The following is an 11,320-nucleotide window of genomic DNA, read 5'->3' as shown; positions in this document are numbered from 1 at the left end:
GCCCCCCACGCCGCCGCCTTCTCGGCGTGCCGCCGGGCCCCCACGGACGGGATCACCACCACCCCCGCCGCCTTCAGCTCGGCGATCAGCTCGCGGGAGGGGGCCAGGGCGAAGGAGGCCACCCGGACGCCCTCCTCCAGCAGGATCCGCACCCGGTCCGGTGCGTCGCCCGCGTCCGCCCGGAGGTTCACCCCGAACGGCGCGCCGGTACGGGACCGCACCTCCCGTATCGCGTCCCGCAGCTGGTCCCGCGTCATCGTCGCCGAGGCCAGGATGCCGAGGGCGCCCGCGTTCGCCGCCGCCGAGACCAGGCGCGGCCCGGCCACCCAGCCCATCCCGGTCTGCACCACCGGATGACGGACCCCGACCAGCCGGGTGAGCGCGGTCTCCATCAGTCCCCCGCCCCCTCCGGCACCTCCCGCAGGCGCGCCCCCTGCGGGTCCAGCACCTCACGGATCAGCCGCAGTTCCGCCGCCTCGGGCTCCCGGGTGTACGGCACGTCGTCCGGCCCGGCCAGCGGGAACCCCGTCGCCTCCCGCACCTGCGCCACGCTCGCCCCCGGATGCACCGAGACCAGCCGCATGCGGTGGTCCGGCGTGGCGAAGTCGAGGACGGCCAGGTCGGAGACGACCCGCACGAGGCGGTGGAAGCGGGCCGCGCCGCCCAGCTCCGCCGCCCGGTCGTACCCCACCCCGCACACCATGTCCACCCGCTCCACGAACACCCGCCGGGAGTGCCTCGGGACCCAGTAACTCGTCGGATTGTTCAGCGTGTTGAGCGGGGCTCCGCGCACCCCGAGCAGCTGTCTGCGCGGGTGCGCCCGGTCGCCGACGCAGGAGATGTTCTGGTTGCCGTACCGGTCGAGCTGGCTCGCGCCCATCATCACGTGCCGCCGGCCGCCCGCCACCAGCTCCAGGTGCTGCCGGTAGGGCAGCCAGCCCTCCGGGGTGCCGTCCGGGCGGACCAGCAGGGCCTCGCCGTCGGTCAGCAGCAGGTCCGGCGCGAAGGTGAGCCGGGCCAGCCGCGCGCCCAGCGACGGGATCACGCCCATCGGGCTCGCCAGGACCTCCCCGGCACCGCGCCACGCCTCGGCGCAGGCGATCACGCAGTACTCGGCGCGGGTGGCCCTCATCGCTCCTGCTCCCTGCGCCAGTGCCGGACCGCCGCCTGGTAGGCGCTCTCGTCCGGGCCGAGGAAGCGCGCCGCGAACCGAGGCCAGGGCGTGGCCGCGTACCACCGCTGGAACTCCTCGTCCCTGCCGTACTCAGGTGCGCAGGACGTGAAGTGCGCGCCGTTCGGCGCCTCCACCACACCGGTCACCGCGAGCCGTTTCAGCAGCAGCGACTGCACGGCGGCCTCCCCGGTCAGCTCCGCCGTGTCCACGATCCGCTCGCAGGAGACGTAGGCCGCGTCCGCCGCCTCGCAGAACAGGTCGTCGAAGTACGGGTCGGGGCCCAGGCACTGGCCGTTGCCCAGCCGGTCGGCGCGGTGCACGTGCACCAGGGCCGCGTCCAGCCGCAGCGCGGGCATCGCCACGAGCGTCTCCCCGTCCGCGTACGGCGACGTCACCGTCCGCAGGCCCGGGGCGGACCGCATGACGTCCGAGCCGATCCCCGCCCGCACCGGCAGGAAGGGCAGGCGCTGCGCCGCCGCGCGCAGCCCGCACTGGAACATCCCCTCGTCGACCTCCGTCAGTTCCAGGCCGCCCCGCTCGCGGGCCGCCCGGTAGTGCGGTTCCAACGGGATGGAGTCCAGGGTGACGAACGCGGTGACCAGTCTGCGGATCCGGCCGGCGGCGGCCAGCATGCCGACGTCCGGGCCGCCGTACGACACCACCGTCAGATCATCGATGCCGGACCGCAGCAGCGCCCGGACCAGCGCCATCGGCTTGCGGCGCGAGCCCCAGCCGCCGATGCCGAGGGTCATCCCGCTCGCCAGCCGGGACACCACCTCGTCTGCCGTCATCGTCTTGTCGGCCATCTACCCGCCCTCCTTCCCGGACCTCCCGAACGTGTCGCGGACCCGGCCGGCCAGTCCGCTCAGGTTGGCCTCGAAGGTGAAGCCCTGCTCGAAGCGGTAGCTGCGGCGCACGTCGACCGGATCGATGCCGTTGAGGGCGGACTTGGCCATGCGCAGCAGCCGTCCGTCCTTCGCGGCGATCTGCCGGGCCAGCTCCAGCGCCGTCCCCGGCAGCTCCGCCCGCGGCACCACCCGCCACACCGAGCCGTGCCCGTGCAGCTCCGCGGCGCTCGCCGTGCGCCCGGTGTAGTACAGCGTCCGCATCAGGTGCTGCGGGACCAGCCGGGCCAGATGGGTCGCGGCGCCCAGCGCGCCCCGGTCCAGCTCGGGCAGCCCGAAGGTGGCGTCCTCGCTGGCCACCACCGCGTCCGCGTTGCCCACCAGGCCGATCCCGCCGCCCAGGCAGAAGCCCTGCACCGCCGCGACCACCGGTGTCTCGCACTCGTAGACCGCGGCGAAGGCCTCCGCGCAGCCCTGGTTGGCGCCGATCAGGGCATCCTGCCCGGCCGCCTGTATCTCCTTGATGTCCACGCCCGCGTTGAACCCGCGCCCCTCGGCGGCCAGCACCACGCACCGGATCTCCGGATCCCGGCCGGCCGCCCGCACGGCCTCGGCCAGCGCGAACCAGCCGCGCACCGGCAGCGCGTTGACCGGCGGATAGTCGACCGTGACCACGGAAATCCCCTTTTCCGGGGACGAACGGGAGACACCCATGGGCGCATCAGCTACCTTTCCACCAAACATTTGTTAGGTGCGAGGCTTCGAAGCTAGCAGTCGCCGCGGACGAGCGGGAGGGCCTGTGGACAACGCGCCTGTGGACGACGCCCCTGTGGACAACTCGCGTGCGCCCACCTCACTGCACGGCAGCACCGTCGTGGTCACCGGCGGCACGCGGGGGGTGGGCGCCGGCATCGCCCGGGCCTTCGCCGAGGCCGGCGCCCGCGTCCTCGCCTGCGCCCGCCGGCCTCCCGAACGGCCTCAGCCCGGCGTCGAGTTCGCGCCCCTGGACCTGCGCGACCCGCCCGCCGTCCGGGCCTTCTTCGCCGCACTGCCCCGGCTGGACGTGCTCGTCAACAACGCCGGCGGCACCCCCTACCGGCGCCTCGCCGACGCCGACGCCGAACGGCACGCCAAGGTCGTCGAGCTGAACCTGATCACCCCGCTGACCGCGTCCCTCGCCGCCCACGACCACCTCCGGCGCAGCAGGGGCTCGATCGTGATGGTCGGCAGCGTCAGCGGGAGCCGCCCCTCGCCCGGCTCGGCCGCCTACGGCGCGGCCAAGGCGGGCCTCGCGAACCTGGCCGCCTCCATGGCCGTGGAGTGGGCGCCGGACATCCGCGTCAACACCCTCGTCGTCGGCATGGTCGACACCGGCCGGGCCCACTCCCACTACGGCGGTCCCGACGGCGTCGCCGCCGTCTCCCGCACCGTCCCGCTGGGCCGGCTGGCCCTCCCCGCCGAGGTCGGCGCCGCCGCCGTCTTCCTCGCCTCCGACGCCGCCGCCTACATCAGCGGGGCGAGCCTGCACGTGCACGGCGGCGGGGAACGGCCCGCCTTCCTGGACGCCGCAACCGCCTTCAAGGAGAGCTGACATGACCGGAATCTGCGCGGGCCGGGTCGTCGTCGTCACCGGTGCCGGCCGGGGGCTCGGCCGGGCCCACGCCCTCGCCTTCGCGGCCGAGGGCGCCCGGGTCGTCGTCAACGACCTGGGCGTCGCCCTGGACGGCGCCGCGGACGCCGAACGGCCGGCGGACGCCGTCGTCGCCGAGATCCGGGCGGCGGGCGGGGACGCCGTCGCGCACCAGGGCGACATCGCCACCGGCGCGGGCGCGGCCGACCTGATCCACACCGCCGTCGAGACCTACGGCCGGCTCGACACCCTGGTCAGCAACGCAGGCTTCCTGCGCGACCGCATGCTGGTCAATCTCGGTGAGGACGACTGGGACGCCGTGCTCCGCGTCCACCTCAAAGGACACTTCCTGCCGTTGAGGCACGCCGCCGCGCACTGGCGGACCGAGGCCAAGGCCGGCCGCACCCCGGTGGCCCGGGTCGTCCACACCAGCAGCGGGGCCGGGCTGCTCGGCTCGGTCGGGCAGGGCAACTACAGCGCCGCCAAGGCCGGGATCATCGGGCTGACCCTGGTCGCCGCGGCCGAGCTGGCCCGCTACGGCGTCCAGGTCAACGCCGTGGCACCGGCCGCCCGCACCCGCATGACGGAACGGGCCTTCGCCGCGGCCATGGCCGCCCCGGCCGCCGGTTTCGACGCCATGGCACCGGAGAACGTCTCCCCGCTCGTGGTCTGGCTCGGCTCGGCCGGAAGCGCGGGCGTGACCGGCCGGGTCTTCGAGGCGGAGGGCGGCCGGATCACCGTCATGGAGGGCTGGCGCCCCGGACCCAGCGCCGACAAGGGGGCCCGCTGGACACCGGCCGAGGCGGGGGAGGCGACCCGGAAACTGCTGGCGGAGGCGGAGCCGCCGGGGCGCGTCCACGGCACCTGAAACTTTCCGGGCACCCCGGGGCCACGGCCCGTCGTCCGGATCAGGCCGGCCTGATCCGAAGCACAGGCCCTAGGTGTCGCACTCCAGCACCGTCCGGCACAACCCGCACCGGGCCCGCACCCGCCCCCGCACCGGCACCCTGATCCGCTGGTGGCAGGTCGGGCACGGGAAGGACACCCGGAGACGGCCGCCGCTGTCCGGGGCGAAGGAGTACCCGGCCGCCGGCGTACCGGCCGAGGCGTGCCGGCGGTCGTGCGCGTAGCGGCGGCGCCCCGCCCAGCCGGCCCCGGTCAGCGGCGGCTGCTGCCCGTCCCGGCGGGCCCGCTCCCTGCCCTTGGCGTAGGCGGTGTAGGCCTGCGGGCTGGTGAACCACACCGACGGGTCCTCACCGAAGAGCAGCGCCCGCTTGGCCAGGACGTAACCGAACTCCTCCGGGGTGAGATAGCCGAGCTTCTGCGACGACACCCCGTCCTCGCGGTAGGCGTCCAGCAGCAGCCAGCCCGCGCCCAGATAGGTCGTGGCCGTGTCCGTCAGGATCTCGTTCTCCGCCGTGGTGGGGAAGGAGAGGTCCAGGCGGTGCAGGTAGACGTGCGCCACCTCGTGGGCGAGGGCCGCGCCGATGTCCCTGCGATGCGTGCGGAACCGGTCGTTCAGCTCGACGAAGTACTCCGGGCCCGCGGCGAGTTCGACGTTCGCCGCGTGGGTCATCTCCCGGAAGCCCACGATCAGCCGCGCGTCCGGCAGCCGGAAGTGCCGCACGATCTCCCGGGCCACCCGCTGCGCGCCCAGATGCAGGTCGTCGGTGTCGCAGAAGGCCACGTCGGCGGGGGCCACGCTGGCCGAGAACGTCTCGATGGTGTCGCGGGACAGCCGCCGGTACAGCGCGGTGACGGCGGCCCGCACCGTCTCCAGGTGCGGGTAGCCGTGCTCGACCGGTCCGCCGTTCGCCACCTCGGCACCCCCAAAGACGCCGGAACTTCCCTCCACTGTAGGCCGCGCCTCCCCGGCGGCGGCCGGTCACACGGGCAGCAGGCGTGGCGCCGGCCGGTCCGGCGCGCCCCCGTCCAGCTCCAGCAGCCACACCTCGTTCTCGCCCTCCCGCAGCACCGGCCCGGGCACGTACAGCGACCGCTGCGGACCCGCCGACCAGAACCGGCCCAGGTTGAAGCCGTTGACCCAGACGAAGCCACGCGTCCGGCCCGGCAGCTCCAGCCGGGCGTCCCCGGCCCCGCGGACCGTGACCGTGCCCCGGTACAGCCCCGGCGCCCCCTCCGCGGGCAGCGCGCCGAAGGGCACCGCGGCCACTCCGTCCTCGAACGCGTCCAGATCCAGCCCGCGCGCGCGTACCCCGTGCAGAAACTGCCGCTCGTGCAGGATGCCGCCGGTGACGCCCTTCGCCTCGCCGAGCCGCGGCCCGTAGTTCACCCGCCCCAGGGACTCCACCCACAGCTCCACGCGCGCGGGACCCGCCACAGGCTCCTTCAGCCGCGGCTCCTCCTCGGTGAGCACCCCGGCCCGCTCCCCGTCGACGTACACCACCGCGAGGTCCCGCAGCCCGCGCACGGTCAGCGGGTACGGCTGCCGCGGCCCGGGCACGTCCACCGTGTAGCGCACCAGACCCCGGGTGACCCCCAGCTCCTCGAACGTGGGCGGCACCGGGGCGGCCGTCTCCGGGCCGCCCAGCGCCTCCAGCACGGCGGCCGGGGACGCCCAGCCGGTGAGCACGGCCTCGGCCGGGGAGCCCAGCGAGGCGGGGCGCGGCGGCAGGCCGGGCAGCGGGCCGGGGCGGCAGGCGGACAGCACCTCGCGGAAGTGCCAGAACTTCTCCGTGGGGCGGCCGTACTCGTCCACCGGCGCGTCGTAGTCGTACGAGGTCACGTCCGGCTCCAGCGGGCCCTCGTGCAGCGCGCCGCCCCGGTTGGCGCCCGCCCAGCCCCCGAAACTCGTGCCGCCGTGGGCCATGTACAGGTTCACCGACGCCCCGCACTCCAGGATCTCCCGCAGCGCCCCGGCGGCCTCGGCCGGATCCCGTACGACATGCTCGCCGGCCCAGTGGTCGAACCAGCCGCACCAGAACTCCATGCACATCAGCGGCCCGTCGGGGCGGTGGCGGCGCAGTGCCGCGAACGCCTCGCGCGCGTGGGAGCCGAAGTTCACCGTGGCGAGCACCCCGGGCAGCGAACCCCCGGTCAGCATGTGGTCCTCCGGGCCGTCCGAGGTGAACAGCGGCACCGTCACCCCCTTGGCGCGCAGCAGACCGGCCAGCTCCGCCAGATGGCCGGTGTCACTGCCGTAGCTGCCGTACTCGTTCTCCACCTGGACCAAGATCACGGGACCGCCGCGGTCCAGCTGGCGGGGCACGATCTCGTGCAGCAGCTGGTGGAACCAGTTCCGGACGTGGAACGTGTAGCGCTCGTCACGCGTACGCGCGCGCGTGCCCGGCTCGCCCGTCAGCCACGCAGGCAGCCCGCCGTTCTCCCACTCGGCGCAGATGTACGGACCCGGCCGCACGATCGCCCACAGGCCCGCCTCCCGGACCGCGTCCAGGAACCGGCCGACCGCCCGCACGTCCCGGAAGACACCCGGGCGCGGCTGGTGCAGGTTCCACGGCACGTACGTCTCCACGCAGTTCAGGCCCATCGCGCGCAGCATCGCCAGCCGGTGCCCCCACTGGGCCTCGTGCACCCGGAAGTAGTGCAGCGCCCCGGACAGCAGCCGCACCGGCCGCCCGTCCAGCAGGAACGCCGACTCCCCGACCGTGAACTCGCTCATGAGCCTGCCCCCGCCCTGCTCTCGCCCATGCCCTCCAGGCTCACCCCCTTCCGGCGGCCGGCGCCATGGACGAAGATCGGCGCTGCTTGGACAAAAGCACGCCGCGCGGCACGCCGGGAGGAGCGCCGATGTACCAGACCTGGATGCGGTTCTTCAGCCCCGGCCCCGCCCACCACCGCCTCGGCCTGGTCTGCCTCGGCGTCGGCCTGCAGCACGGCGCGCTGCCCACGGTCGGCCCGCGCACCCTCGACCACCACGTGGCCGTGGTGATCAGCGCGGGCGGCGGCTGGTACCGGGGCGCCGACGGCCGCCGCACGACCGTCACCGCGCCCGCCCTGCTGTGGCTCACCCCCGGCGTACCCCACCACTACGCGCCCGACCCGGACACCGGCTGGGACGAGGGCTTCGTCGACTTCACCGGGCCCGCCACCGCGGCCTACGGCGAACTCGGCTACATCGAACCCGACCGGCCCGTCGTCCCGCTCTCCGACGCCTCCGCCCCCCGCGCGGTCATCGCCCGCATCGTCCGCGCCGCCCGCCGCGGCAACCCCCTGCTGGAGGTGGAGACCGGCGCCGCCGTCCACGAACTCCTCGTCGCCCTGCGCCGCGCCCGCGCCGACCTCGCCCCCGACGGCGACCAGGTGCTGGCCGCCCTCGCCCGGGACGCCTGCACCCCGCTGAGCGTCGCCGACCACGCCGCCCGGCACGGGATGACCACCGCCGAACTGCGCGGCGCGGTCCGCCGGGCCGCCGGATGCACCCCGAAGGACTACCTGCTCGGCATCCGGCTCGCCCGGGCCAAGGAACTCCTCGCCGCCACCGAGCTGCCCGTCGCCGCCGTCGCCCGCCGCGTCGGCTACGACGACCCCGCCTACTTCTCCCGGCTCTTCACCCGGCGCGTCGGCCTCGCCCCCGTCCGGTTCCGCGCCCAGCAGGGCCGCAGCGTCCCCGGCGGCTGGCGCGACCGCGTCCCGGACCCCGGCGATCCACCGCTGATCCACTCCCCGGACACCCCATAGGGCCCGGCCGGTCCAGCGCATAAGGTGGGCCCTCATGACCACCAGCAACACCGGCACCGGTGCCGTCGATCCCGAGGTCCGCGCGGAACTGGAGCGGCTGCGCGACAGCATCGACAACATCGACGCCGCCGTCGTCCACATGCTCGCCGAGCGCTTCAAGGCCACCCAGCAGGTCGGCCGCCTCAAGGCGCTGCACCAGCTGCCGCCCGCCGACCCGGCCCGCGAGGCCCGGCAGATCGAACGGCTGCGCAGCCTCGCCGAGAACGCCAAACTCGACCCCGCGTTCGCCGAGAAGTTTTTGAACTTCATCATCGCCGAGGTGATCCGGCACCACGAGCGGATCGCCGAGGACACCCACAACGGGCACCCGGCGCACGACGCCGGAACAGGAGACTGACCAGCGGCCGCACGGGAGCCCGGGGGGCGCCCGGCCGAGGGGCGCGCACCCGGGACAAAAGCCGTGTACCGATCCGCCCCTGTGCGCTGTCGGTCCCATCAGGCAGCATGGCGTGCATGTCCGTACTCACGCGCGACGAAGCGCAGCTCCGAGCACAGTTCCTCGACGTCCACCGCTACACGGTCGAACTGGACCTCACGACCGGTGCCGAGACCTTCGACTCCCGTACCGCGATCCGGTTCACCGCGCGGGCGGACGGGGACACGTTCGTCGAGCTGAAGCCCGCCGAGCTGCGCAGCGTCACACTCGACGGACAGCCGCTCGACCCGGAGTCGCTGTGCGAGGACCGGCTGCCGCTGAAGAACCTCACCGCCGGCGAGCACGAGCTGCGCGTCGACGCGGCCATGCGCTACTCCCGCACCGGCGAGGGCATGCACCGCTTCACCGACCCGAGCGACGGCGAGACGTACGTCTACACGCAGATGTTCATGGACGACGTCCAGCGCGTCTTCGCCGCCTTCGACCAGCCCGACCTCAAGGCCGTCTTCGAGGTCTCCGTCACCGCGCCCGAGGGCTGGACCGTCCTCGCCAACGGCGTCACCGCCCGCCGCGACGACGGCGTCTGGCAGGCCGCGCCCACCCCGCTGATCTCCACCTACCTGGTCGCCGTCGCCGCCGGCCCCTGGCACTCGGTGCGCACCGAGCACCGCGGACTGCCCTTCGGCATCCACTGCCGCCGCTCGCTCGCGCCCCACCTCGACGCCGACGCCGACGAGATCCTCGACGTCACGCGCGCGTGCTTCGACCGCTACCACGAGAAGTTCGACGAGCCCTACCCCTTCGACTCCTACGACCAGGCGTTCGTGCCCGAGTTCAACGCCGGCGCCATGGAGAACCCGGGCCTGGTCACCTTCCGCGACGACTTCGTCTACCGCTCCGCCGTCACCGACACCGAGCGGCAGACCCGCGCCATGGTCATCGCCCACGAGATGGCCCACATGTGGTTCGGCGACCTCGTCACCCTCAAGTGGTGGGACGACATCTGGCTGAACGAGTCCTTCGCCGAGTACATGGGCTACCAGACCACCGCCGAGGCCACCCGGTTCACCGACCCCTGGACCGAGTTCGGCGTCACCCGCAAGGCCTGGGGCTACGACGCCGACCAGCGCCCCACCACCCACCCGGTCGCCCCCGAGAACGTCGACGACACCGCCTCCGCCCTGCTCAACTTCGACGGCATCTCCTACGCCAAGGGCGCCTCCGCCCTGCGCCAGCTGGCCGCCTGGCTCGGCGAGAAGGACTTCCTCGCCGGCATCAACACCCACTTCAAGCGGCACAAGTTCGGCAACGCCACCCTCGCCGACTTCATCGACTCCCTCGCCTCGGCCACCGACCGCGACGTGCCCGCCTGGGCCGACAGCTGGCTGCGCACCACCGGCGTCGACACGCTCACGCCGGTGATCGCCCCCGCCGGCGCCACCTGCACGCTGACCGCCGACCGCGCGGGCAGCCGCCCGCACCGCCTCAGCGCCGGCCTGTACGACCACGACGTCGCCGACGAGGGCCGGCTGGTGCTGCGCGAGAGCGTCGACCTCGACGTCCCGCAGACCGCCCCGCAGCCCATCGGCAAGCGCCCCGCACTGGTCCTCCTCAACGACGGCGACATCACCTACGCCAAGATCCGCTTCGACGCCGCGTCCTTCGAGACGGTCCGCACCGGCCTGTCCGGCCTGCCCGACCCGCTCACCCGCGCGGTCGTCTGGAACGCCCTCAGGGACGCCGTCCGCGACGGCGAACTCCCGCCCGCCGGCTACCTGGAGGCGGCCCGCGCCCATCTGCCGTACGAGACCGACCTGGCCATCGCCCAGGGCGTCCTCGCCTTCGCCGCCGGCCAGCTCACCGACCAGTACCTGACCCCCCAGGAGCGCCCCGCCGCCCTCGCCACCCTCACCTCGCTCTGCCGCGACCTGCTGCGGCGCACCGAGGACGGCGACCACCCCGGCCTGCGGCTGATCGCCGTACGGCACCTGATCGGCGTGGCCGCCCACCCGGAGACCATCGCCGCCTGGCTCGCCGACGGCACGGTGCCCGGCGGACCGGAACTCGACCCCGAGCTGCGCTGGCGCATCCTCGCCCGGCTCGCCGTGCTCGGCGCCACCGACGAGGACGCCATCGCCGCCGAGCTGGCCCGCGACCCCAGCGCCACCGGCCAGGAAGGCGCCGCCCGCTGCCGCGCCGCCCTGCCCGACCCGGCGGCCAAGCGCGCCGCCTGGGAGGCGATGTTCGCCGGCGACGAACTGTCCAACTACCTCTTCACGGCCACCGCCCAGGGCTTCTGGCAGCCCGAACAGGCCGATCTCGTCCGGGAGTACGTGCCGCGCTTCTACCCGGACGCGGTCGCCGTCGCCGCCCGCCGCGGACCCGCCATCGCCGTCGCCGCCGGCCGCTGGTGCTTCCCGGCCCACGCCGTCGACGCCGAGAACCTGGCGCTCGGCGAAGCCTGCCTGCGTGACGCCGACCTCACCCCGGCGCTGCGCCGCACCCTCGCCGACTGCCTGGACGACCTCTCCCGCGCCCTGCGCGTACGCGGCGGGGCGGGACGGCAGCCGGGGGAG

At 74.4% G+C, this 11,320-nt stretch carries 11 protein-coding genes; 5 read left to right on the top strand and 6 right to left on the bottom strand.

Annotation, left to right across the window (positions count from 1 at the left end; genetic code table 11):
* The 4 genes from CCN44_RS38375 to CCN44_RS38360 all read right to left on the bottom strand — a co-directional run.
* A partial coding sequence (locus CCN44_RS38375) for an NAD(P)H-dependent flavin oxidoreductase (RefSeq protein WP_143650307.1) occupies positions 1 to 392 on the bottom strand: 392 nt, incomplete at its 3' end.
* Positions 392 to 1,132, bottom strand: a complete 741-nt coding sequence (locus CCN44_RS38370; protein ID WP_086703464.1) for a CoA-transferase subunit beta — start codon at positions 1,130 to 1,132, stop codon at positions 392 to 394. The genes CCN44_RS38370 and CCN44_RS38375, both read right to left, overlap by 1 nt.
* Positions 1,129 to 1,980, bottom strand: coding sequence for a CoA transferase subunit A (locus tag CCN44_RS38365; protein ID WP_086703461.1), 852 nt, complete (start codon positions 1,978 to 1,980; stop codon positions 1,129 to 1,131). The genes CCN44_RS38370 and CCN44_RS38365 overlap by 4 nt, the downstream gene beginning before the upstream one ends.
* Positions 1,981 to 2,733, bottom strand: a complete 753-nt coding sequence (locus CCN44_RS38360; protein WP_059248771.1) for an enoyl-CoA hydratase family protein — start codon at positions 2,731 to 2,733, stop codon at positions 1,981 to 1,983.
* A gap of 100 nt (positions 2,734 to 2,833) precedes the next feature.
* Between CCN44_RS38360 and CCN44_RS38355 the strand changes: the two genes are divergently transcribed.
* Together CCN44_RS38355 and CCN44_RS38350 are read left to right on the top strand one after the other, a co-directional pair.
* Positions 2,834 to 3,610, top strand: coding sequence for an SDR family oxidoreductase (locus CCN44_RS38355; RefSeq protein ID WP_244204038.1), 777 nt, complete (start codon positions 2,834 to 2,836; stop codon positions 3,608 to 3,610).
* A gap of 1 nt (position 3,611) precedes the next feature.
* Positions 3,612 to 4,517, top strand: coding sequence for an SDR family oxidoreductase (locus CCN44_RS38350; RefSeq protein ID WP_086703457.1), 906 nt, complete (start codon positions 3,612 to 3,614; stop codon positions 4,515 to 4,517).
* 69 nt (positions 4,518 to 4,586) lie between these two features.
* Here the strand turns inward: CCN44_RS38350 and CCN44_RS38345 are convergent, their stop codons facing one another.
* Both CCN44_RS38345 and CCN44_RS38340 read right to left on the bottom strand, forming a co-directional pair.
* Complete coding sequence (locus tag CCN44_RS38345) at positions 4,587 to 5,468, bottom strand: hypothetical protein (protein ID WP_059248769.1); 882 nt, start codon at positions 5,466 to 5,468, stop codon at positions 4,587 to 4,589.
* 66 nt (positions 5,469 to 5,534) lie between these two features.
* A complete protein-coding gene (locus tag CCN44_RS38340; RefSeq protein ID WP_086703453.1) occupies positions 5,535 to 7,289 on the bottom strand; it encodes a glycoside hydrolase family 35 protein in 1,755 nt (584 codons plus the stop codon).
* 128 nt (positions 7,290 to 7,417) lie between these two features.
* Between CCN44_RS38340 and CCN44_RS38335 the strand changes: the two genes are divergently transcribed.
* The 3 genes from CCN44_RS38335 to pepN form a co-directional block, all read left to right on the top strand.
* Entirely contained in the window at positions 7,418 to 8,308 is an 891-nt protein-coding gene (locus tag CCN44_RS38335) for a helix-turn-helix domain-containing protein (RefSeq protein WP_086703450.1), read from the top strand.
* Between the two features lie 34 nt (positions 8,309 to 8,342).
* Positions 8,343 to 8,705, top strand: a complete 363-nt coding sequence (locus tag CCN44_RS38330; protein WP_059248767.1) for a chorismate mutase — start codon at positions 8,343 to 8,345, stop codon at positions 8,703 to 8,705.
* 116 nt (positions 8,706 to 8,821) lie between these two features.
* Positions 8,822 to 11,320, top strand: a 2,499-nt coding sequence (gene pepN, locus CCN44_RS38325) for an aminopeptidase N (RefSeq protein ID WP_059248766.1), incomplete at its 3' end; no start/stop codon positions are given.

It is taken from the genome of Streptomyces tricolor (assembly GCF_002155905.1).
Taxonomy (GTDB): Bacteria; Actinomycetota; Actinomycetes; order Streptomycetales; family Streptomycetaceae; genus Streptomyces; species Streptomyces tricolor.
Note: the sequence above shows the minus strand (reverse complement) of the source record. Positions and strands in the feature narration are given on the sequence as shown.

Bases quoted from the DNA above. Each gene is read 5' to 3' on its own strand.
- CCN44_RS38330 (WP_059248767.1), top strand. From the start codon at position 8,343: ATGACCACCAGCAACACCGGCACCGGTGCCGTCGATCCCGAGGTCCGC.
- CCN44_RS38360 (WP_059248771.1), bottom strand. From the start codon at position 2,733: ATGGGTGTCTCCCGTTCGTCCCCGGAAAAGGGGATTTCCGTGGTCACG.
- CCN44_RS38340 (WP_086703453.1), bottom strand. From the start codon at position 7,289: ATGAGCGAGTTCACGGTCGGGGAGTCGGCGTTCCTGCTGGACGGGCGG.
- CCN44_RS38350 (WP_086703457.1), top strand. From the start codon at position 3,612: ATGACCGGAATCTGCGCGGGCCGGGTCGTCGTCGTCACCGGTGCCGGC.
- CCN44_RS38365 (WP_086703461.1), bottom strand. From the start codon at position 1,980: ATGGCCGACAAGACGATGACGGCAGACGAGGTGGTGTCCCGGCTGGCG.
- CCN44_RS38335 (WP_086703450.1), top strand. From the start codon at position 7,418: ATGTACCAGACCTGGATGCGGTTCTTCAGCCCCGGCCCCGCCCACCAC.
- CCN44_RS38370 (WP_086703464.1), bottom strand. From the start codon at position 1,132: ATGAGGGCCACCCGCGCCGAGTACTGCGTGATCGCCTGCGCCGAGGCG.